Source organism: Nocardia sp. NPDC004604 (assembly GCF_040609795.1).
In the GTDB taxonomy this organism is placed as follows: domain Bacteria; phylum Actinomycetota; class Actinomycetes; order Mycobacteriales; family Mycobacteriaceae; genus Nocardia.
In genome coordinates, this window is record NZ_JBEXLC010000145.1 from 1 (window position 1) to 22,610 (window position 22,610).

Here is a 22,610-nt window from a genome sequence, read left to right on the forward strand (position 1 = left end):
CGATCACGTCGCGCAGCAGCGGCACCTGTCGATCCATGCGTCAACCATAGGTTGACGATCGCGTCCTCGTCAACTAATAGTTGACGGCGGACGCCTGTACTCGCAGTCACTGTCAGGGCGTTCGAAGCGCCGGGGCGGCCGGTCCAGCTGGCTGAGCTTGTTCTTCCAGGTGATCGGCACGATCTCGAAGACGTCTAGCCTTCATCTGAACTCGTTTCGCGGGCGTGCACCGGAGGAAGACATGAGCGAAGACTTCAAGCGGCTGAGTGACGCCGTTGTCAGCGCGCGCGAGGCCAGAGGTTGGTCAGAGCGAGACCTCGCGTATGCATGCGGCCTGGCCAGGGCCACGATACGCGGGCTCGAAGCCGGCAACCACAGGATGATGGAGCACACGCATAAACAAGTCGAGCGGGCATTTGGCTGGGCACCTGGAAGCATGGACGCGATTCTCCAGGGTGGCGATCCAACCACTGATCTTTCCAACACGCAGCCACTTCGCGACCAGACGGGGCAAGACGCTACCGAGACTACGTGCCCCCCATCAGGCGCCGCACCATCAGACCATTGAAACAACTAATCGTCGCCGAGCTGCGCCTTCCACAAGCGCTTCCGCTCAACTTCTAACTCCTGCGGCAACTGCCCGAAAGTGCGGTTGCGCTTGTCTGCGGTCAGCACAAGGCGCTGACCGCTTGCACTTCGGTGAGTGTTCGCCGCGCAAGTTCACCGAAGTTGTCGCCGTTGGTCGTGTCGCTCCAGCGCTCGTAGGTGAGCTTCCAGGCGAGCGCGCCCAGTTCGGCTGCCACGCGCGCGGTCAGGCCGGGAACGCCGCGGCGCTCGAGCGCGTCGACCATCGCCGCGGTGAGACCGAGCTCCTTCAATGCCTCGCGTTCTCGCAGTTCAGGATTGGCGGCCAGCACTGCCCGCCGCCGCGCACTGAACTCGCGGCGATCGGGTGTGAAGGCTTCGCGCCCGATCACCTCCAGGGCGTGCGCCACCGCTTCGAGCGGTCCGGCTCCGGTCGGCGCCGCAGCGATCCCATCGACCAGTAGTCCGGTCATCGTGCCCCCGCCGAAGAGGACCTCCCGTTTGTCCGGGAAGTGCCGGAAGAAGGTGCTCTTCGTGAGCCCGGCGCGCTCCGCGATCTCGATCACCGTCGTGTTGTCGTAGCCCCGCTCCTCGAACAGCTCGAGGGCAGCGCCGACGAGCCGCTGTGATGCGTTGGGTTGCCAGCGGGCCATGGGGACATGGTACTGGAACTTGGTCCCGTCACTCGGGTACAGTGATGGGACCAAGTCCCGTTACTGCCTTTTGGAGGTCCCCATGAGCCGAGCCGTCATCTACGAGACGTTCGGAGGTCCCGAGGTGCTGGAGCTGCGGGAGGTTCCCGAACCACATGCCGGACCGGGCGAGGTCCGCATCCGCATCACGGCCGCCGGTCTGAATCCCATGGACTGGGGTATCGCCGCGCAGCCCGAGGCGGCGGCGCAGTTCGGCATCACCGTGCCGTCCGGCTTCGGTTTCGACTTCGCGGGCGTGGTGGACGAAGTCGGCAGCGAAGCAACAGGTTTCGCTGTGGGCGACCGTGTCTACGGCGGCGCGCTGGGTAGGGCCGTCGCCGATTTCGTAGTGGCCGATACGAATGCCGGGACAGCCGAGGCGCTGCTCTGGCATACGCCGGAGAGCATCAGCGACGAGGTGGCGGCCACGCTTCCGGTGGCCGGCATGACCGCGGCCGCCGCGTTGGCGGCGATCGACCTGCGATCCGGCGACACCGTGCTGATCGGCGGCGCCGCGGGAGGTGTGGGTGTTTTCGCCGTGCAGCTCGCGAAGCTCGCCGGCGCCCGAGTGCTCGGGACGGCCTCGCAGGGCACCTTCGAGTTCCTGCGTGGATTCGGCGCCGAGCCCGTGACCTACGGCCCTGGACTGGCGGACCGGGTACGCGCACTGGCTCCCGACGGCGTGAGCGCAGCCACTGACCTGTTCGGCACCGAAACGGCCGAAACCGCTCTCGCACTGGGTGTTCCGCCCGAGCGGATCTCCACGGTCGCCGCGGGCGCCAATCCTCCCGGCGGTGTGCGCGCGACCGGCGGTTTCGACGCGGGCCCGGACGCCATGGCGCGGATCACCGGCGCGATCCTCGCTGGCAAGATCACCGTGCCGATCGCCGCGACCTTCCCGATCGAGAAGATCCGCGACGCCGTGACACAGCAAGCCGGACGCCACGTCCACGGCAAGATCGTGATCACGCTATGACCCCGCCTCCACCGTCCGGTCGGAGCCGAACCGCCGGGACGACAACCATCACACCGATTCCAGAAACAGGAGGGATATTCGATATGGGCAAGTATGCGGACAAGAAGGTCGTAATCACGGGCGGCAGTAGCGGTTTGGGCCTGGCCACCGCGCGGTCGCTCGTGGACGAAGGGGCACGCGTGCTGATCACCGGGCGTGACGAGGACAAGCTGGATGCCGCCCGCGACCAGCTCGGCGAGAACGTGATCGCGATCCGCAGCGACGCGGCGTCATTGTCCGATATCCAGGCCCTGACCGACCGGGTGAAAGCCGAGTTCGGCACGGTCGACGCCCTGTTCGCCAATGCCGGGGTCACCGGCTCCGCACCGTTCGAGGCGACGAGTGAGGAGTTGTTGGACCACCTGCTGACAATCAACGCCAAAGGCCCGTATTTCACGGTGCAGAAACTCGCTCCGCTGCTGCCCGAAGGCAGCGGGGTAGTGCTCACCACCTCGGCCGTCAACGTGCTCGGCCTGCCGATGCTCAGCGCGTACGCGGCCAGCAAGGCGGCGCTACGCTCGATGACCCGCAGCCTGGCCCGGGAACTGCTCCCACGAAAGATCCGCGTCAACGCGGTCAGCCCCGGCCCCATCGACACCGCGATCCTGGACAAGCCAGTGCCCCCGCAGGTGGCCGAGCAGGCGAAAGCGCTTGCCGCGCAGATCCCCATGCAGCGCCTGGGAACCCCGTCCGAAGTTACCAAGGCGGCACTGTTCCTCGCCTTCGACGCCACCTACACCACCGGTGCCGAATTCGCCGTGGACGGCGGTGGCACTCAGCTCTGACAGCGTGTCTGAAAACCACTATGGGTGTTGCAGGCACCGCCCTTCTCGGGCGTCGTCGGCTCACGCCACTTTCGGGGTGTGAACGTTGGCGAGTGTGACACAGGCCACCGACAATAACGCCGACCGCGGGTGACCGACGGTGCCACTGTGGTGAGGCGCTATATCTGTCACTTCGGCAGGATTTCTGTCACCGGCCGTGGTCGCCGTCCGTCCGGCGGCTGGGTTGCTCGAATTGTCTTTGGCAGGATGGGGTGGTTCAGCGATCCACACCGGAGAGGGCGCAGATGACCATCCTGGTAACCGGGGCCACCGCAAACATCGGCCGCAAGGTTGTCGACCACCTGCTCGCCTTGGGCGCCACCGATATTCGCGCGCTCACCAACAACGCGCAGAAGGCCTCGCTCCCCTCCGCGGTGCAGGTGGCCGAAGGTTACTTGCGGCGACCGGACACCCTGCCCGCGGCGTTCGCGGGGGTGGAGCGGATGTACCTGGCTCCCACACCCGACAGCGTCACCGAGGTGCTCGCGCTGGCCCGCGCGGCCGGTGTGCGGCATGTCGTCGACCTGTCCGGCGAACCGGAGAGCTGGTGGGGCAGCGTCTGCACGGCTGTCGAGGACAGTGGCCTGGCCTGGACCCATCTGTGGCCCGGCGATTTCATGGAGAACACCCTAATCTGGTCGCACCAGATCCGCGAGACCAGCGCCGTCCTGGAGCCGCGGCCCGACGCCGCGAGCGCGCCAATCGCCATGGACGACATTGCCGCCGTCGCTGCCACCACCCTGCTGACCGACACCCATCTCGGCCGCGCCTACCCACTAGCGGGGCCGGAGATCCTCACCCGCACCGACCTCGTCCGGCACCTCGCCGATGCACTTGGCCGCGATATCACCTTCCACCGGTCCTCGCGCGAGGACACCATCACCGCCCTGACCCCCGCCATGGGCGACACCGCAACCTGGTACGTCGACAACGTTCTCACCAGTTTCGACGTGCCTCCTACAGCCCTGCCCATCACCAGCGTCCAGGACGTCACCGGCCGACCCGCGACGACCTTCGCCCGGTGGGCCGCCGACAATGCCGCGCGTTTCGCTGCCGACTGACACCACGCTCACCGGCGGGCCTCGCCGACCGCCCTGCAGGACGCCGACCACGAGAATCCGCCCGCAACGCCACCGTGCATCGTCGGAAACCTGTACCGGAGCAGCGAACTCGGTCTACTGGCAGACGTGCGACCACACAGGGGTGAGCCCCAGCACCACCGCGGCATCCAAGCCCATCCTCCGGACCGCTCGCTGAGCGCGTAGATCGGTGACAACTAGGTCGCCGATCCAATGACAGAAGCAGTGCCTCGCCTACCGAAGACTGCCAGCCCCGCAGCAACATCAGTGACAGTTGTGGTGCTTCGTCACAGCCACACAGTTCCGATCCCGAGTTCTCAGGATCTGGGGCTTTCTCGTCGAAACTTAAAGAAATGCCACGAAATTGAGACTCAATCCGCAATTCGCCCGCACCAGATCGCATTTGCCTCTGGCTTGCTGATATTCTCCGCGCTGCATCGGATCGACCTAGATCTCGGCCGATGCGGCAACCGGATCACCAGTGCGCCGCCCGGCTTCCCGATACATCCGCAGCAAGATGCCGCGAATGTCGCGGATAGCGGTCGCAGCAAGAGGTGTCACCCTCCCGGCCGCCGACGTACTGCACGATGTGCAGGTCGGGGCGACAACTGCTCGCGGTGAAAGAGTTTGTCGGTCCGAAATAACAGAGCATCGGGTTGAGCCATAGATCCTGCCACCTATCTTCGGACGGTGTGCACGACTATCGGGCTCCATCAAAACCCACCGGCAGCAAATCGCACAGCCGCCTCGCCGAAATCGCTTTGCTACCGAGTTGCTTGACCAAGATCGACTCTCGAGTTGTGATAGCCGGGTGGCACAGCGATGGTGGCAGGAGCTACCGCCGGTGGCGGGCTCATTCGTCATGGCGACCGGAATCGTGTCGGTGGGGCTGCATCTCACCGGATTCGAGGCGGTCTCGTGGCTGGTGTTCGCGCTCGCGGCGGCGATCTGGGTGCTGCTCGCGGTCGACTTCGGCACGCGGCTGCGGTGGCATCGGCAGCAATGGGAGGCCGAGGCCGATACGCCGCCCGCATTGACCGCCGTCGCGGCGACGACGGTGCTCGGCACCCGGTTATCGCTGGCGGGCTGGCAGCTTACGGCGTGCGGGCTGTTGGCGGTGGCGGCGGTGCTGTGGCCCGGACTGCTGCTCGCGGTGGTGCGGCACTGGAATCGCCGGATGCCCGGCGTGGCATTCCTGGTCTGCGTTTCGACGCAGGGGCTCGCCGTACTGGCCGGAACGCTGGCGCAGGCCGAATTCGGCGATTGGCTCGCGTGGGCTTGTCTGCTGCTCTTCGGGCTGGGGCTGCTGGTGTATGCCGCAGCGTTCGCCCACTTCGAGATTCAGCAGGTGTGGATCGGCGCGGGCGATCAATGGGTAGCCACCGGCGCGCTAGCGATCTCGGCGCTGGCCGCCGCCAGACTCGTTGCCGCGCATCAGTGGACCGGCCTCCCGCATCAGATGCTTCGAGTGGTGGCGCTGATCGTATTGGGCCTCAACCTGTTCGGCTATGCGATCCTGATGGTCGCCGAGGTGATCCGCCCACGACCCGAATACGATATCCGGCGCTGGGCCACCATCTTCCCGCTCGGCATGACCGCTGTTGCCGCACTGGCCATCGGTACGGCCGTCGATATGTCCGCGCTGGAGACGCTCGGCAAGCTGCTGATGGTGGTGGCGGTCGGGGCGTGGGTGCTCACGTTCACCGTATTGCTCGCGGACCGAAGGGCATTCGAATCCGATCGGTCCGCGTAATCGGCCCCCGATCAGATTCGCTCGGCCTCCAGTACCCAGAACGGCAGCAACAGTGCGCCCGTCTCGTCGGTCTCGAGCTCAACTCCGCGCTCGGTCAACATATCTCGCACTGGTTCCGGTGGCATGATCGCCACCATCCGATCGGTGCGCAGCGTATTCAGCGACCAGCCCGGTGGCGCGAAGCTGGTACGCAGTTCGGCCGCACCGATCTGGTGCGGTGCGTACGCCTCGCTGTGTCCCCGGTCCACGAAACAGAATTGGATGAGCCGAGCGCCGGGGCGCATGACGCGATGCAGCGCGGCGATATGATCGCGGCGCTGTTCGGGCGCGAGGCAATGGAACAGCGCACTGCTGATCACCGTGTCGAACCGAGCGTCATAGCCGTCGAGCCGGGTTGCATCGGCGATGGAGAAGATGACGGCCACATCGCGAGCCGCGGAGCGGGCGCGGGCCTCGTCGATCGCGGTGGGCGAGGAATCCAGGCCGACCACCTGATAGCCCAGGCTCGCGAGGTAGATGGCGTTATCCCCCGGCCCGCAGCCGATATCGAGGACCTGCCCCGCAATGCGGCCCGCATGCTCGAATTCGACAAGCAGCGGCTGCGGTCTGCCGATATCCCACGGCACCCGACCCATCGGCACGCCTTCGACGACCGTTTTAGCCCGATATGCCTGTTCGAAATCAATTTTTGTCGGATCGAACTGCGATAAAGCATCACTTTCGGTCATGAACTCGCCCCTTGCTTCGATGAGAACTACGGGGAACTCGACACAGGTAATGCTAACCGAAAGCGGAGGTTCACACTCCGCTTTCATGTCGCGTCATCTCCCGCCACGCCGGGCGGCAATCGTTTTGAGCTGGTCGCGCAGCGCGTCACTATCGGGCCCGAATACCTGTTGGTCGGTGTCGACGACGATCCGGATGGCTCGGCGGGCGAGATCGCGCCCATCGGCGGTCACCTCGATGCGCAGGATTCTTGCGTCATCGGGATCCGGGCGACGGACGAGCAGGGCGCGATCTTCCAGGACGCGGATGACCCGAGACCCCATCATCCGGTCCGCGCCCGCCATATCCACAACTTGCTGCTGTGTAGGCAGCTCCGCACCCTGTCTGCCGAGCCAGCCCGCGGAGGCGAGCAAATTGAACTGCGTCAGCGTGAGGCCGAGTGGGCGGAGGTTGCGTTCCACGGTGGCGCGCCACTCCAGCGCGGCGTGGTGCAGCCAGAACCCCGGGCTCATCAGCGGGCCCCGCGGTTCAGCCACGTTCGGGCTCCTGCGTCGCACCCGCCAGTCGTCGCGCCTCGACCTCCAGCGCCGCGATGGTCAGATGCATATCGGCGCGGATGCCGCGCTCCCAGATCAATCGGAAGATCGGCCGGAACGGACCGTGCACCTCCATCCGCTTCCCTACCCGCACCGTCCCGTCGCCGAGCGGTTCATAGGTGTAATGGCCGCGAATCTTGCCGAACGGAATTCCGGCCTCACTGGTCCATGAACGTCCCGGCTCGACCGCGATGATGGTGAACGGACCGGCTGGCGCGCCTTTGGGTTTCACCCAGCCGGTCGTCCCCGGCGCGAACGACCCGTCGATCCGGGCCTTCTCCTCATGCGGATCCCAGGACGGCCAGTTGGCGACATCGGTGGCCGCCCGCCAGATCTCCTCGATCCCTCCGGTGATTACAGCTTCTTCGTGAATCACATACATCGGAACACTCCCTGACTCCGCCAGCGGCGAATTACTTGTTGTTGCGACAACAGTAAATGCTGTTGCAACAACAAGTCAAGGGCCAAATCTCTATCCTCCGCAGAGGACACGCAGATCGGGAGCGGCTTCAGATTGCTACCGGCTTGCGGCGTTCGGCGTGACGCCGCTCTGGCCCAGAACCGCTGGTGCAGCACGAACTTCAGCCGACCGCTGTTGCGCGCAGTGGCTCCCACCACGCCCCTCCAGATCGGGTGCCGCGCAACGCAGCTACGGCCGTGCGCGTCCCAACACCGGAAATGGCCGACCACGACTTCGAACATCGACACCAGGCGGCCCAATTGGATGGGCGTTCAGGAATCGAACAATTCCCGACACCACGACTCGGCTCGATCACACAGGTGACACACCTGGTGGCCAGTCCCGTGATTCGACATTCGTCGGGTTCAGTCTCGTGTGGGGTCGAGGGCGGCGGCGAGCCCTTCTCGGGTGTTGATTCCAGTTTTCTGGGAGGCGCGGAAGAGGTGTCCTTCGACGGTGCGCACAGACATGACGAGCCGGTCGGCGATCTGCCGGTTGGTCAATCCTGCCGCGACGAGGGCGATGACTTCGCGTTGCCGACCGGTGAGCGGGCTGGGAGTGCTGTTCGCGCGTAGTGCGGGGGTGTCGGCGCCGGTCTGGGCGGCGAGTCGGCGAGCGGTCGCGGTGGCGGTGAGCGCTGCGCCGCGGTATCCGTTGCGGCGGAACAGGTCAGCTGCTTGGGCCGCGGCGTCGGCGGCCGCGATACGGTCGCCGAACGCTTCGTACTTGCTTGCTGCCTCGCACAGACCATCTGGATCGTTGTCGCGTAATGCGCTCGCGTGCCGGGCGGCGGCGGTGACACGAGGGCCTTGCACGAGAGTGGTGAGTTCGGTAAGGCGATCGGCGTGGCTGCGGTCGCCGAACTGGGTCGCGGTTTGTCGTGCCGTGACTTCATAAGTTGGCCTGTGCTGGACGTGCGCGATCGTGGCGGCCTCAGTGGCCAGGGTGATGGCGTGGCTGGTGACCCCGGCTGCGGCGCTGGCCCAGGCACAGGCGAGGGCATGCGTCTGGATTAGGAGAGTGCCCTCGGATTCCACGCCACGCGGCTGGAAATCGTTGAGCAGCGCCGTCGCGGCTCTCGCGTCACCGCTCATGGCGGTGGCAGTGGCCAAGATCAGGTGAGCGGTGCGCGGCACCCAGGCGGAGTCTCGAGGAACGGCGATGGCGAGCGCTTCGCGCGAGCGTGCACACGCTGTGGGCAGGTCGCCGCAGGCCAAGGCCATCATGGCCGCGGATACGGCGCGATAGCCGAAGGCGATAGGGAAGTCCCCGGGCGCTTGGTGGAGGCGTTCGGTCAACTGGGCGGCGTCGTCGAGGTAGCCGCCCCGGTGGTATCCGTCGAGGTGATGGATACCGATGTTGAAATAGAAGGTGACCGCGTTGACCGATTCTTGCGCGAGGGCGTAACCCCGGTCGGCGGCCGCAGACATCTCACCGTAACGGCCCAAGACCATATTGGCTCTGACGAGGGCGGCCAGGGCGAACAGTTCGAAGAACTCGCTGAACCAGCCCGGCGAGTTCAAGGCTGCGGTCGCCGCCTCGACCGCGAAGGTGGGATTGTTGAAGCTGGCAACCCATCCCATGAGCGCGTCGAACGGGCGCCGCAAACCACAGGCGGCGGCAGCGGTTTCGACCCCGGCCAGTTCGCGAGAGGCGGTAGACAAGTCCGGTTTGCCGGTCAATATCCCCACGCGGTTCAGAATGAGAAAAACGCGGTCCCGTTCGGAGCAGCCACTCTGTCGCAGTGCCATGTTCACCGCAAGGGCTTCATCCAGTCGGGCGCAGTGCGTCAGCGTGCCCGCGTGCAGCAGGCGCGCGCTGCGGCCCCCACCGGCCTCGACAGCTCGGCGTGCGAGCCGTTCGGCGGTAACAGGGTCGGCAAGCTTCAATGCCGCTACCGCCGCGTCCCTGCACAGCTGGGCATCCGGGGCCAGATCCGAGTCGCACACCAGCACCGCGCGACGCACACACTGAACGAGACCAGTGTCGGTACAACAGATCTCCAGCGCAGTGGCGACCTTGCCGCGCAAAGTCTGTAACCGCGAAGGGACGGTGTGGGCTCGACGGGCTTCCCCGAGCAGTGGGTGGATCAACCGCGCCACCGGTGGGATGGTTGCGGTGTCGAGGCTGATCAGCCCGGCCTGCACGGCGGACTCAACGGCGCCTGGGTCGGTGAGGGAGGCCAGTACGTCGACCTCTAGGGGGTCAGCGACCGACAGCATGTCCACCACGCCCAGCACGGGGGCGGGTTGGCGGGCGATGCTGGCTTCGATGAGTTCGGCCAACGGTGCTGACACCTGCGGGCGGCCCACCCACACCCACACCCCCGACCGCAGAGCAAGCCGACCTGCGGATCGTTCGCCGTCGACCAAGTGGCGCAGGTGCAGCACGTTCCCGCGCGTATAGCGCCACAGCGCTGCCGCGGCCGAGGATTCGACCTGTCCACCCAGAACTCGGGTGACCAACTCGGTGGTCTCCTCCTCGGACAGGGGTTGCAGGTCCAGTCGGTCTAGCAGGTGGTCTTTCCACAGTCCGCGGATCGCGTCCGGCGAGGTGTCGCCGCTGCGCACCGTGATCAGCACGCTCGCCCGCTGATGGCGCACTATCTGGTTCAGCACGAGTGCGGACTGCTCGTCCAGCAGGTGCGCGTCATCGATTCCCAGCAGCACCGGTTGGGTTGAGGTGGTCTTGGTCAGCGTGGCGACCACATCCCGGATCCGGCGCAGCGGATCGATCGCGCTGGTTTCGGCGATCGCGGCGAAAACCCCCAAGGGCACCGACTGCGCCGATCGGGTGGCCACGAACCAGCGGCAGTCGCGGCCGGAGGCTCGCCCGCGGGCGAGGATCTCGGCGACCAGCCGGGTCTTCCCGACCCCCGCAGGGCCGACCACCACCACACCGAGGTTTGTGGGTGTCGTGGACTCCGACACCCAGTTGATTTCTTCCGCCCGCCCGACTAGCGGCCATTCGGCCACCATCCCTCCAGGGTAGTAGCCAGCGACGGCCCGCAACGGTATCGAGTCGAGCAACTGCGTGGTCATCGCCGGTCTCCGTCTCGGATCGCGGCCAGCTTCGCTTCCGCCATCCGCATCAACGGTCCCACCGCATCGACTTCGATGCTGAGGACTTCCGCGATCACCTCGTCGCTGACACCGGCGGCCCGCAACCGCAACGCCGCCGCATACGGAAACGGCAACCGATCCACCGCCCGTTGCCACTGCTCGTCATTACTCACAACACCCCACCGTTCCCAACCAGCACCCGCCGAACTGCAGTAAATCGCTACCCCAATCCATCGCTGCCCCGAACTAGGGCTGAACTGCAGGAAGCAACCGTTCGAGCAGTCCACGCGATACACATACAAGGGCGCGACATGGCAACCTACTGGTGTCCGGACGGTGCGGCTGTGGTCACCCGCCCGGACATCAACTTTTAATGGCGTGGTGGGATCACCGCAAGGTCGGGTCGGTGGCCAACGCGCTGCTGCCCGTGCTAACGAACACCGAATCAATGGCGTCCAACGCGGGATTCGCCAAATCCACATCCACCGGAAGGGTCCGGTCCACCGTGGTACCCGGGCACACCACGTGCACTGTCCCGGGCCCCGGTGCCACCTGCGGGATCACAACGCTCTGCCTTCCGCCGATCGCGACCGGGAGCGTGACCGGAGGTGCGCCTTTGACCGAGACTGCGCAATTCAACGGCAAGGGTTCTGTTGAGATGACGGTCACTTTCACCCGCTCCCTGCCCCCGATCGGGTCCGGTATCTCCACACCTGCCGATGCGATGCCAGGCAACGCCGCGACGGCCCCAGCCGCCACCAACGAAGCCAACACTGCGCGAATCATGTTGCGTCGCATGATATTTCTCCTGTCCGATCTTCCTGGGGAAATCGCCCCCCAGTCGCGGTAGCCGACGAGTGCCGGTCGAGTTCGAGTGTTGCCGCAGGCAACAGCGGTCGAAGAAGTAGCCGGCTACCCCAATCGGCCTTCGAAGCCGCGCAGCGACACCGCACCGCACAATCCGCGGCGACCACGCCGCTCCGGGATGGCCGAGATCAGCGCGAGAGAGCCAGCCGATGCAGCGGAGCGGATTCTTAAGCGAATCTCTGGGTCTGCACGCGCTGGCGTGCTCTTCAAATGGGGTACCGCAGTACTCACCTTGCTCGCCCGGTACGGAGCGAGAGTGGTTGGACCGACACAAGAACGGAGAGAACCATGAATTTCGCCCACACAGACTAGGCAGACACTGCACATCAGATCCTGATACTCGAGACACTGCAGCGTGATCGATCATCCCTCGGACCTGAGCGACAAAGAAGTCGCTGCGGAAGCTGGCGCAATGGTGCGCCAACACCCCCCGGAGTCCGAGATCGAGCGCACTCGCCACCAGCAGCCGCTCCCGCTCACCGACGAGCTGTGAAGCGCCTACAAGGTGGCCATGGGCGGCACCATCGCGCGGATGCTGCTCGGTTCGGGCAACTGAGTATCCACCTGCTTCCCCCTGTGACGACGAAGGCCTCGGAGCATGCTCGCCTCCGAGGCCTTCGCGCGGATTCGGCTTTCATTCGGCTGTGGCCGGGCAGACACACAATCGTGCCCTTCAGAGCAGGTTCAAGACTCGAACCACGACTATTCCTGAAGCAGTGTGCTGCTGGCCTCGGGCCTGGCATGCCCCTCGTTGGAAGTCCCAATCTTCGACGGCTACCACCTGCTGGTCTAGCGTCCGAGCAAGATCGCTCGATTCACCAAGCTCGACTCGGTACATCCACGAATGCGTTGGATCATTCTCAGACAAGTTGGCCAGGTTTTGGACGCTAGGCCCGCCCGCCCGGTGTGCTGATGGGCGTTCGCATCTGCCGGATCAGGCGGCTCTGGCGATTTCGAGATCTCGCCTGTATCGTGCCCGCACTGCGCCCCGTGGCGGTTCGGCGGTAGCGTCGCAGCGATGAGCAGACTTCAGGTCGCCATCGTCGGATACGGTTTGGCCGGATCGGTCTTCCATGCGCCGCTGATCGCCGCGCAGCCGCGCATGCGGGTGGCGGCGGTGGTCACGGGATCGCCGGAACGGGCCGAGCAGGCGCGGCGCGAACATCCCGGGGTGCGGGTGGTGCCGAGCGCGGAGGCGTTGTTCGCCGATATCGCCGATATCGATCTAGTGGTCATCGCGACGCCCAATCGGACGCATGCGCCACTGGCGCGGCAGGCGTTGGACACCGGGTTGCCGCTGGTCGTCGACAAACCGTTCGCGGTGAGCGTGGCCGAGGGCGAGGATCTGATCGCGCGGGCCGAGCGCGCCGGTGTCGAGTTGTCGGTATTCCAGAATCGGCGCTGGGACGGCGATTTCCTGACGGTGCGGCGGCTGATCACGGACGGGCGACTCGGCAATGTGCGCCGGTTCGAATCCCGCTTCGAGCGGTGGCGGCCGGTGCCGAAGGGCGGCTGGCGCGAGGTCGGTTCCGCCGACGAGGGCGCCGGTCTGCTGTTCGATCTCGGCAGCCATCTCATCGACCAGGCGGTGACGCTCTTCGGTCCGGTGCGCTCGGTATACGGCGAATTGGATCGGCGCCGGCCCGGCATCCAGACCGATGACGACGCCTTCGTCGCACTCACCCACACTTCGGGCGTGCGGTCACACTTATGGATGAGCGCGGTTACACCGCAGTTGGGGCCTCGTTTTCGGGTACTCGGTTCCGAATCCGGTTACGTCACTTATGGATTGGACCCCCAGGAGGAGGCGCTGCGTTCGGGCCGCCGACCCGATGACAGTGACCGCCCCTGGGGCACCGTCGAACCCGAACGATGGGGCGTGCTCGGCGCCGAACCGGCCGTCGAACCCGTCGCGACGCTCGCGGGCGACTACCCCGCGTTCTACTCCGGCATGGCCGCCGCGATCCTCGACGGCACACCCGTTCCGGTCGACCCGCGCGATGCCATCACCACCCTGCGACTGCTCGACGCCGCCCGACTATCGGCGAGCCGCGGCGAGGCCGTCACCGCCTGATCCGCTCACGACCGAGCAGCGAAGCTCACCGTCGCCGGATAAGGTGCGGCGGTGCAAACAGCGGAATTCGTCGAGCACGGCGCCTCCATCGCGGACCGGCTCACCACAACCCAGGCAGCACCACCGTGGTGGTTGGTTCTCGCGACAGCGGCGGCGGCGTTGATTCTCGTCGGATACAGCCCGCTGTGGCGGGTCACCCGCAATGTGGTCACCATCGCGCACGAGGGTGGTCACGCGCTCACCGCGCTGCTGACCGGTCGCCGACTCAACAGCATCACCCTGCATTCCGACACCTCCGGCCTGACCGTATCGAGCGGAAAACCCTACGGCCTCGGCATGATTCTCACCGCGATGGCGGGCTACCCATCGCCACCGCTGCTCGGTCTCGGCTTCGCCGCGCTACTGGGCGCCAACCGCATCACGCTGATGCTGTGGACCGCGATCGCCCTGCTCGCCGCCGTGCTGATCAAGGTGCGCAACGTCTACGGACTACTGACGGTATTCGGCTTGGGCGCCATCGTCTTCGCCGTGTCCTGGTTCGGAACCGATACGGTGCAAGCAGGTTTCGCCTACCTCGGCGCGTGGTTCCTGCTGCTCGCGGGCACCCGGCCGGTCATCGAACTGCAACGTGGCCGGGTTCGGCGCTGGAATATGCCGCAGGGCGCGGATTCCGATGCCGATCAGCTCGCCCGGCTCACTCATCTCCCCGGATTGCTCTGGGTGTTCGTCTTCGGCGCGGTCGCCGTCGCCGCGCTGGTCGGCGGTGCGCTGCTGCTGTCCGAGGCCGCGGGCGTGTGTATCCCCAATGTCTCCGACGCCACCTGCACGGCACCGGCCTTATCGGGCCGATAGATCTGGTACGCCGCAAGGCAGAGCGCGAGCCACAGCGCGCCCATACCCCAGCCGCCGAGAATATCGGTGGGCCAGTGCACGCCCAGATACCATCGGGAAAGGCCAACGGCCCCAACGAACACCGCGGCGACAGCGACCGTGATCCAGCGGGTGGCCGGGCGATGCGGTCGCGAAAGTACCACCGCGACAAGGACTCCGATCACCACGATCGAGCCGAGACTGTGTCCGGACGGAAAGGCCTGATTGGTCTCGGTGACGAGATGGTCGGCCGCGGGCGGGCGGCTGCGGCCGATCAGGTGCTTGCCGACCACGACGAGCACTCCGGCGCCCCCGGTGGCGACACCGACCAGCACCGCCTCCGCCCACCGCCGACGCCAGGCCAGCCCGAGACACAGCACCATCGCCAACGCCGACATCGGCAGCGTGCCGCCCAGATCGCTGATCCCGATCGCGACCGGCGTCACCACCGCGGCACGGTGCTCGACGATCCAATCGGTTCCCGGCCGGTCGATCACGGTGACACCGTCGTGGCCGAGGACACTGACGGTGATGCCGACGACCACCGCGGCCAGCACTGCGATACCCCAGACCGGAACGGGGAGCGGCGGGGCGTGGCGATTCGTCATTCCAACACGATTGCAGATCGGCGCTGAGAAGTTGCTGAGTGTTCTCCTGCGGAAATGCTGGATACGCCGATCCGATGTCGTAGGGTGTTGGCCGTGAATCGATGGCCGGACCATGCCAGCACCGGGCCGGACGAGCACTCTCCAGTGGCGGAGTTGGCTCGTGCGCTGATCGACGCCGTATGCGACTCCGTCGCAGGCTGGCTGCATCCGATCGCGGGTGCGGCGACGGTTCCACTGCTGCTGATCATTCCGCTGATCATCATCGGTATCGCCTGGCTGGCCGCAACACGCCTCGGGCGCAGCCGCACGCACTCCGACCGGACCTGAGCTAGTTCGACTCCCATACCGTGACCGCTTCGCGGACCAGTTCGGCGGGATCCTTCGTCGCATCGACGGTGACACCGAGCTCGTCGCAAGCCAATGGCTGCAATGCCGCGAGCTGCGAATCGAGCAGCGTCGATGGCATGAAATGGCCTCGGCGCTCAGCCATTCGCCGGGCCAGTTCCGCACGCGATGCGGCCAGATGGACGAAGAACGCCCCCGGCGCCGCCGCACGCAGCCGATCGCGGTAACTCCGCGCGAGCGCCGAGCAGCTGACCACGCCGCCGCGCTCCTGCCGCTCCCCCAGCCAGGCCGCCACGATATCGAGCCACGGCGCGCGATCGGAATCCGTCAACGGCACCCCAGCCGTCATCTTCGCGATATTGGCGGCCGGATGGAAGTCGTCCCCCTCGGCGTATTCGATGTGCAGCGTGTCGGCCAACAGCACACCCACCGTGGACTTTCCGCATCCGGAGACACCCATCACGACGATGACCGGCGCTGCCGACCGTTCGGGCCCACCCGTCATCCGGCCACCGCCCGTCATCCTCATTGGACCTCCGCACTCATTCGGCCGGGCACGCGCCGACGACTCCTCGGGCTTTCGACCCTAGCGGTAGGGAGCAAGCTCCCGGCTCACTAGGACGCCACCAGGACAAAGGTTTTCGCGGCCCTATCGTGCCAGCCCTGACGGGCGAGCTTGTCGAAGTAGGGCGACAACGCACACAGCACGCCCCAGACGCCGCAGACCACACTCGGCAGGACGAGGGCGGCCCAGCGGGTGCATGCGGCCACAGCGCCGATGCCCTCCCCCGGCGCGGCCGCGGTATCGGCACGCACGACACGGATGCCGAGCACCTTCTTGCCGAAGGTCGCGCCCTGGGTCGCGGTCAGGCCGACCTCGTAGGCAACGCTGGCGACCAAGCCGAGCAGCACGACGAGCAGTGCGGTGCCGACGCCGATTCCGGCTTCGGTTTCGGTGGCGAACTCCCTCGATGAGTCCGCGCTCACAATGACGACCGCGGCGACGATACCGATCGGAATGCCGACGATGACGGTGTCGATGAGCCGCGCGCCCAGCCGGGATCCCATGCCCGCGAGCCGATATCGACCGGACGGGATGATGAGGTAAGCGGTGCCGGGCGTGCTCAAAGAATCCCCTTCGGTGTGATTGGTGGCGATCCGGGGCGTGCGGCGGGAACAGGAGTCTGTCCGCCGAACTCCCCTCCACATGGCCCGGCCGACATGATTCCCATTCCCGCACGTCATTCCGGACCTCGATTTCCGGATGGTTCGCCGGAGCAAGCCGACAACCGAACGCTATGCGGCGGGCCGGGCACGCAGCTACCGATCGGCCCGCCGAGTGCCGTATACGCGCAGTTCACGGGCTCACACAGGAATTCCGGACCGGAACGCCGGAATGTCGGACCAGCCCGGTTGCGGTAACTTGATGTCTCGGAACAGGCCGGGATGGCGCGGGAGGGGAATTCGGTGACGACTTCGGTCAGGGCGCTGGTCGCCGCTGGGCTCATCGTTTTGGCAATGCCCGGCACCGCGCGCGCCGAGGATCCGGCGCCGACGACACACGCGACGAAATGCTCGGCGGCGCCGCCGTGCGAACCTTCTGTGCACGCTGATCAGCAGGGCGGTCGGTAGGCCATCCGCGGCATATGCGCCTGCCACACCTCGCGGGTCAGCACCGCGCGGCCGACATCGCAGATGCGCGCGATCGCGCGCTGCGGATCCAGATCCCACATGCTCATCACCCCGTTGCCGGTGCCGACCAGATAGCGGCCCGCCGGATCGAAGGCCAACTGCCACGTCGTGGTGCTCGGCACGGTGATGGAGTGGCCGAGCGGTTTCGGATGTCCGCGGTCGCTGAAATCCCACAGGCGCACCGTGGAATCCGCACTCGAGGTCGCCATCGTCGCGCTGTCCGGGCTGAAGTCGACCGAGAGCACGTTCAAACCGTGTGTGGCGATGGGCTCGCCGAGTTTGCGTACCCTGGCGGGCTCGGTGATATCCCAGACCTGCAGGGTGTCGGCGGCGAGACTGACCAGGGTCTTACCGTCGGGTGTCATGCCGATCCAGCCGAACGGTTTGGCCGATTCGCTCGGAAGCTCGCTGACCACGCGCGGTTCGGCCGGATTCGACAGATCCCAGAGCCGGATCACATACCCGATCTGGCCGGAAACCGTGCGATCCGAGGCCATCGTCGCCATCAGCTCGTCCCGCGCACCATACATGGCGAACGCGCCCCACCCTCCGGTGGACAGCGGCATCCGGTTACCGAGCGGGACCGGATGCGCGGGGTCGACCAGATCCCACACCTGGAACGAAAAGGCGGCATCGGCCGCGATGGTCCACAGATAGCGACCGCCCGGACTGAACATCGCGGCGAAGACGCCGGGCAGCTCCGCTATCGTCCGCGCGTGGGCGGCATCGCTGACATCGTGCAGCAGGACCCGAGGCGGCGTCCCGACAGTCGAGGCCACCGTGCGCCCGTCGCGGCTCAGCGAGGCGCCGGCCGCGTACAGCTCGGTGGGGCCGGGCCCGAGATCGGCCAGTTTGCGCAGGGTCGCGCGGTCACGCACATCCCACAGCTCGGTCTGGCCATTGATCGCGCCGGTCACCATGGTGCCCTCGGCGCTGAACGCGGGCGGCACCGGCAACCACCCGAACCGTCCGCCGAGGACGGCTGGTGCCAGCGACCAGAGCCGGACCACGCCGAGCGCTCCGGCAGCCGCGACGGTATGCCCGTCCGGACCGAAGGCCAGCGAGTTCTGCGCGTCCTGACAGACCACCATGGTACTGACCTCGGGGCATGGCGACGACGATGCCAGCAGCGGTTCACCCAGCGGCGTCGCGGCGGCGCGGTCGGCGATATTCCAGACCGTCACGCCGGTGCGATTGCCGGTCGCCAGGGTGTCCCCGTCCGGACTGAATGCCAGCGATCGCACCGTCGATTTGGTCGCCGCGAGCAACGAAGTGCGAAGGACCGGCCGGAGCGGATCGGCGAGATCCCACAGTCCGACAGTCGCATCACCGCGGTTCTCCGACCACGCCGAGTCGCCACCGCTGCCGACCGCCAGGGTGACACCATCGGGGCCGACCGCCACCGCTCGCACCGGCCGCGCCGGTATCGAAATCGGCGCGCCGAGCGGTTTCGGGGCGCCGTCGACGGTCAGCAGTTGGATCGCGTCGTCGTAGGCGACGGCGAGCCAGGATCCCCTGGGGTGGAATGCCATCGATCGGATCTGCTGTGGAATCAGCAGTGGCGCACCGATTCTCATCGGCGCTGCCGGATTCTGCAGATTCCACAGCGTGACGGCGCGATTGTTGTCGGCCGCCGCCAGGATCTGTCCGCTGGGGCCGAAGACCACCTGGGTCACCCCGCCGCCGGTCGGGCGCGCCACCAGGACCGGATGCCGCGAGTCTTGGACACTCCAGAGCTGCAATGCGTAGCCGCAGGCCGCTGCCAGGAGTTTTCCGTCCGGGCTGAAGGTCACCGAGATCGCCGCGCCATCGCAGTTCAGCGGCGTACCCATCGGCTGTGGATGCGCGCGGTCGGCGAGATCCCAGAGCCGGACGGTGCCGTCCTCGCCCGCGGAGGCCAGCAGTGCGCCGCCCGGCTGGTACGCGACTTGGTTGACCGCGCCCGCGTGGCCGGTCAGCGGCGTCGCCAGCGGCAGGTTCTGCGTGCTCAGCAGCCGCGAATTCACCTCCGGGTCATCGGGTTTGAGGCGATGGGCGACCAGGTCCAGTTGGGCCGACAAGGTCGGGTCGGTACTACGCAGACTCTCCGACTCGGTGAGCAGCGCCGACAGCAGGGCATTATCCTGCTGTTCGTCCTTCAATCTGACTTGGCCGTACGCGGCGATGCCCAACACGAGCACGCCGACGCCGAGCAGTGCGAGCACCATGCGGGTCGCGGCGGCCCAGCGTCGCGATGTAGTGCGGGAAATCTGTGCGGCGGTGAGGAATTCGGCTACGGTCTCGGTGGCCGGATGCCGGTCCGCGGCTTCCTGCGCCGTCGCCAGCCGGGTGCCGCGATACAGCAGCGCCGGATCGCTGGCCGAGGAGACCCAGTCCGCCGCATCGGCTTCCAGCCGTTGGCGCACCAGATAGCCGACGCGGTCCTCCTCGATCCAGGCCCGCAGGCGGGGCCAGGCCCGCAGCACGATTTCGTGGGTGAAGTAGACGCTGTCGGCATCGGAGGTGACCAGCCTGGCGCGGACCAGCGTCTCCAGGACCGCATCGGCCGCCTCGGAATCCACTGCCCGGGTGAGCAATTCGGCGCGGGCTGCGCGACGCCTGGTGTCGTGGCCATCGGGTCCGACGCTGACCAGGCTCAGCAGCAGCGACTTCGCCTCGATCTGCTGGGCGACAGTGAGTCCGGCCCAGGCCTGTTCGGCGGTCGCGGCGACCGAACCCGTGACGCCGCCCGCCTTGCGGTATCCGGCCACGGTCAGGCGAAGTCGTTCCCGATGTTCCCAGGTCGCCGCCATGACATGGGAGAGCAGCGGCAGCGCGCCGGGATCGTAGCTGCGCCGGTGCTGATGATCGCCGAGACCGCACAGTTCGGTGACCACCAACTCGACCGATCCGGGTTCGAGTTCGAGGCCCGCCGCGGCGGCCGGGCCGGTAATGGCCTCGGACAGTTCGCTCAGGCGCATCGGACCGAGTACGTAGCCGCGATTGTTCAGCACGTCCTCGAGGATCGGGTAGTCGAGGCACGGTGCGTAGAAATCGGCTCGGATAGCCAAAACTACTGTTGCCCACCGCTTTTCATGCGGCCCGGCCAGTGCTGCCAGCTCGGTCAGGAAATCCTCGCGTTCCTGCTCGTCCTGGCAGGCGGTAAACAGCTCCTCGAACTGGTCCACGATCAGCACACCGTATTTGCCGGTCGCCCAGGCATCCCCCACCGCCTCGGCCAGCGCGGCCCGTGGTCGCGCACCGGGGGTGAGAGTCGTGATCTGCCAATCCTTTTCGATCTTGCGGACGGTCGGGATCAAGCCCGCGTGCAGCAACGAGGATTTGCCCGCGCCCGATGCGCCGACGAGGGCGACAATGCCGCCCCCGGTCGCCGCATCGAGCGTGCTCAGCATCAACTCGGTGAATTCGGTGGTGGCCCGGCCGCGGCCGAAAAACCATGCGGCGTCATCGGATTGATAGGCGGTCAGGCCCCGATAGGGGCAGACCGCACTGGCCGGATCGGTCTCCGGCTTCCAGGTGACGGCCGCATGCCACAGCCGCCGCCACTGCGGCAGATCCACCAGCACACGGTCCACCGGCGTGGCCGACGTCTTGCTCAGATCGATGAGCGTCAGCAGAACCGGCAGCAGCGTCTCGAATTGCGCGGGCACATTGCGGCCCGAGCGCCAGTCACTGATCCGCTGCAGCGATGCCGCACTCCCCTTGACGGGTCCGCGGGAAGCCTTCATCCGCGCCTCGGCCGCGCTGGCCACCTGCCGCAGCTTCGGATTACCCGCGGCCTCGAACAGGCTCATCAGGCGCTGGGCGAATACCGTCCTCGGCGATGCCTTCCGTAGCTCGGATTCCGATTCGACCGCGCCAACCACGGGCCAATGATAGGTGGCGCACGCACGGACCATCTACAAGATCAATTTCGGGCACCATGGTAGGCATGGAGCTACGCATCTTCACCGAACCACAGCAGGGTGCCAGTTATGACACGTTGCTCACCGTCGCCAAGGCCACCGAGGATCTGGGATTCGACGCGTTCTTCCGCTCCGACCACTATCTGGCCATGGGCGGCGCCGACGGCCTGCCCGGCCCGACCGACGCCTGGATCACACTGGCCGGACTGGCCAGGGAGACCAAGCGCATCCGGCTCGGTACCCTGGTCACCGCCGCCACCTTCCGGCTGCCCGGACCGCTGGCCATCCAGGTCGCCCAGGTCGATCAAATGTCCGGCGGCCGAGTCGAACTCGGCCTCGGCAGCGGCTGGTTCGGCGATGAACACACCGCCTATGGCATCCCGTTCCCGCAGGACAAATTCACCAGGTTCGAAGAACAGCTCGCGATCATCACCGGACTGTGGGCGAGCAAGGTCGGCGACAAATTCACCTTCGACGGACAGCACTACCAGCTCACCGACTCCCCCGCGCTGCCCAAGCCGGTGCAGGATTCGGTGCCGATCCTGATCGGCGGGTACGGCGCCACCCGAACCCCGCGCCTGGCGGCCACCTACGCGACCGAATTCAATATGCCCTTCGGCTCCATCGAGGACAGCGCCCGCCAATTCGACCGCGTCCGCGCCGCCGTCGCGGCCCGCGGCCGCCGCGCCGACGATCTGGTCTATTCCAATGCCCTGGTGGCGTGTGTCGGCGCCTCCGACGCCGAGGTGGCCCGCCGCGCCGACGCCATCGGCCGTGAGGTCGATGAACTGAAGACCAATGGGCTCGCGGGCTCCCCTGCCGAGGTGGTCGACAAGATCGCCCGCTACGCCGAGATCGGCGCCTCCCGCATCTACCTCCAGATCCTCGACCTCGACGACCTGGCCCACCTGGAACTCATTGCGGCCGAGGTGATGTCACAGCTATAGATCGTCCACGGTGGCGGATTCGGTGCGGGACAGGTTGATTCCCAGGTTTGCGGCCGCCCGATCGATCTCATCGTCCTCGGCGTCGCGCATTTCGATCGCGGCGCCTTCGGCGGAGAGCACCTCGACATTGAGGCACAGTGACTGGAGTTCCTTGAGGAGCACCTTGAACGATTCCGGGATGCCCGGCTCCGGAATGTTCTCGCCCTTGACGATCGCCTCGTACACCTTGACGCGGCCAGCGATGTCGTCGGATTTGATGGTGAGCAGTTCCTGCAGCGTGTAGGCAGCGCCGTAGGCCTGCATGGCCCAGCACTCCATTTCACCGAAGCGCTGACCACCGAACTGCGCCTTACCACCGAGCGGCTGCTGGGTGATCATCGAGTACGGACCGGTCGAACGGGCGTGGATCTTATCGTCGACCAGGTGGTGCAGCTTCAGGAGAACCGATCACTCCAGCCTGGCACTGAGCGATCACCAGCTCGGGTAGCGCTTCTCGATCACACCCCGAGG

18 protein-coding genes and 2 pseudogenes are annotated in these 22,610 nt (G+C 66.5%); 9 read left to right on the forward strand and 11 right to left on the reverse strand.

Annotated elements, in window-relative coordinates; translation table 11 throughout:
* Positions 1-668: 668 nt before the first annotated feature.
* Positions 669-1,238 (reverse strand): TetR family transcriptional regulator, encoded by a 570-nt coding sequence (locus tag ABZW16_RS35295; protein WP_354960459.1) that lies wholly within the window; start codon positions 1,236-1,238, stop codon positions 669-671.
* A gap of 82 nt (positions 1,239-1,320) precedes the next feature.
* Here ABZW16_RS35295 and ABZW16_RS35300 point away from each other — a divergent pair, with 82 nt between their 5' ends.
* The 4 genes from ABZW16_RS35300 to ABZW16_RS35315 all read left to right on the forward strand — a co-directional run bounded on the left by ABZW16_RS35300 (position 1,321) and on the right by ABZW16_RS35315 (position 5,948).
* The gene (locus ABZW16_RS35300; protein WP_354960460.1) at positions 1,321-2,253 is read left to right on the forward strand and encodes an NADP-dependent oxidoreductase; all 933 of its coding nucleotides are present in this window, start codon (positions 1,321-1,323) and stop codon (positions 2,251-2,253) included.
* An 83-nt stretch (positions 2,254-2,336) separates the two neighbouring features.
* Entirely contained in the window at positions 2,337-3,077 is a 741-nt protein-coding gene (locus tag ABZW16_RS35305; protein ID WP_354960461.1) for an SDR family oxidoreductase, read from the forward strand.
* Positions 3,078-3,361: 284 nt separating this feature from the next.
* Positions 3,362-4,177 carry an NAD(P)H-binding protein gene (locus ABZW16_RS35310; protein WP_354960462.1) on the forward strand — a complete coding sequence of 272 codons (816 nt, stop codon included), beginning with the start codon at positions 3,362-3,364 and terminating at the stop codon, positions 4,175-4,177.
* 829 nt (positions 4,178-5,006) lie between these two features.
* Positions 5,007-5,948 (forward strand): tellurite resistance/C4-dicarboxylate transporter family protein, encoded by a 942-nt coding sequence (locus ABZW16_RS35315; protein ID WP_354960463.1) that lies wholly within the window; start codon positions 5,007-5,009, stop codon positions 5,946-5,948.
* Between the two features lie 11 nt (positions 5,949-5,959).
* Here ABZW16_RS35315 and ABZW16_RS35320 read toward each other — a convergent pair whose 3' ends face one another.
* The 5 genes from ABZW16_RS35320 to ABZW16_RS35340 form a co-directional block, all read right to left on the reverse strand.
* Positions 5,960-6,676, reverse strand: coding sequence for a methyltransferase domain-containing protein (locus ABZW16_RS35320; protein ID WP_354960464.1), 717 nt, complete (start codon positions 6,674-6,676; stop codon positions 5,960-5,962).
* Positions 6,677-6,769: 93 nt separating this feature from the next.
* Entirely contained in the window at positions 6,770-7,210 is a 441-nt protein-coding gene (locus ABZW16_RS35325) for a MarR family transcriptional regulator (RefSeq protein ID WP_354960465.1), read from the reverse strand.
* Positions 7,203-7,652 (reverse strand): SRPBCC family protein, encoded by a 450-nt coding sequence (locus ABZW16_RS35330; RefSeq protein WP_354960466.1) that lies wholly within the window; start codon positions 7,650-7,652, stop codon positions 7,203-7,205. The genes ABZW16_RS35325 and ABZW16_RS35330 overlap by 8 nt, the downstream gene beginning before the upstream one ends.
* A 443-nt stretch (positions 7,653-8,095) precedes the next feature.
* Complete coding sequence (locus tag ABZW16_RS35335) at positions 8,096-10,771, reverse strand: helix-turn-helix transcriptional regulator (RefSeq protein ID WP_354960467.1); 2,676 nt, start codon at positions 10,769-10,771, stop codon at positions 8,096-8,098.
* Positions 10,768-10,965 (reverse strand): hypothetical protein, encoded by a 198-nt coding sequence (locus tag ABZW16_RS35340; protein WP_354960468.1) that lies wholly within the window; start codon positions 10,963-10,965, stop codon positions 10,768-10,770. The genes ABZW16_RS35335 and ABZW16_RS35340 overlap by 4 nt, the downstream gene beginning before the upstream one ends.
* Positions 10,966-11,408: 443 nt before the next feature.
* Here ABZW16_RS35340 and ABZW16_RS35345 point away from each other — a divergent pair, with 443 nt between their 5' ends.
* The 3 genes from ABZW16_RS35345 to ABZW16_RS35355 all read left to right on the forward strand — a co-directional run bounded on the left by ABZW16_RS35345 (position 11,409) and on the right by ABZW16_RS35355 (position 14,585).
* Entirely contained in the window at positions 11,409-11,642 is a 234-nt protein-coding gene (locus ABZW16_RS35345) for a hypothetical protein (protein ID WP_354960469.1), read from the forward strand.
* Positions 11,643-12,677: 1,035 nt separating this feature from the next.
* The gene (locus ABZW16_RS35350; protein ID WP_354960470.1) at positions 12,678-13,733 is read left to right on the forward strand and encodes a Gfo/Idh/MocA family oxidoreductase; all 1,056 of its coding nucleotides are present in this window, start codon (positions 12,678-12,680) and stop codon (positions 13,731-13,733) included.
* A 51-nt stretch (positions 13,734-13,784) separates the two neighbouring features.
* Positions 13,785-14,585: a M50 family metallopeptidase gene (locus ABZW16_RS35355; RefSeq protein WP_354960471.1), complete on the forward strand. Its 801-nt coding sequence runs from the start codon at positions 13,785-13,787 to the stop codon at positions 14,583-14,585.
* A gap of 17 nt (positions 14,586-14,602) precedes the next feature.
* Here ABZW16_RS35355 and ABZW16_RS35360 read toward each other — a convergent pair.
* Positions 14,603-15,418, reverse strand: a pseudogene (locus ABZW16_RS35360) (phosphatase PAP2 family protein); the annotation flags it as partial.
* Here ABZW16_RS35360 and ABZW16_RS35365 point away from each other — a divergent pair.
* Positions 15,305-15,538, forward strand: a complete 234-nt coding sequence (locus ABZW16_RS35365; RefSeq protein WP_354960477.1) for a hypothetical protein — start codon at positions 15,305-15,307, stop codon at positions 15,536-15,538. The pseudogene ABZW16_RS35360 and the gene ABZW16_RS35365 sit on opposite strands and share 114 nt — an antisense overlap.
* 1 nt (position 15,539) lies before the next feature.
* On the opposite strand, the gene ABZW16_RS35370 is transcribed toward ABZW16_RS35365, so the two are convergent.
* The 3 genes from ABZW16_RS35370 to ABZW16_RS35380 all read right to left on the reverse strand — a co-directional run bounded on the left by ABZW16_RS35370 (position 15,540) and on the right by ABZW16_RS35380 (position 21,114).
* Positions 15,540-16,085, reverse strand: a complete 546-nt coding sequence (locus ABZW16_RS35370) for a gluconokinase (protein WP_354960472.1) — start codon at positions 16,083-16,085, stop codon at positions 15,540-15,542.
* A gap of 86 nt (positions 16,086-16,171) precedes the next feature.
* Complete coding sequence (locus ABZW16_RS35375) at positions 16,172-16,684, reverse strand: RDD family protein (RefSeq protein ID WP_354960473.1); 513 nt, start codon at positions 16,682-16,684, stop codon at positions 16,172-16,174.
* Between the two features lie 485 nt (positions 16,685-17,169).
* The gene (locus tag ABZW16_RS35380; protein WP_354960474.1) at positions 17,170-21,114 is read right to left on the reverse strand and encodes a hypothetical protein; all 3,945 of its coding nucleotides are present in this window, start codon (positions 21,112-21,114) and stop codon (positions 17,170-17,172) included.
* A gap of 65 nt (positions 21,115-21,179) precedes the next feature.
* Between ABZW16_RS35380 and ABZW16_RS35385 the strand changes: the two genes are divergently transcribed.
* Entirely contained in the window at positions 21,180-22,100 is a 921-nt protein-coding gene (locus ABZW16_RS35385; RefSeq protein ID WP_354960475.1) for an LLM class F420-dependent oxidoreductase, read from the forward strand.
* On the opposite strand, the pseudogene ABZW16_RS35390 reads toward ABZW16_RS35385, so the two are convergent.
* Positions 22,095-22,541: pseudogene (locus ABZW16_RS35390) on the reverse strand (DNA-directed RNA polymerase subunit beta); the annotation flags it as partial. The gene ABZW16_RS35385 and the pseudogene ABZW16_RS35390 sit on opposite strands and share 6 nt — an antisense overlap.
* Positions 22,542-22,610: the final 69 nt, after the last annotated feature.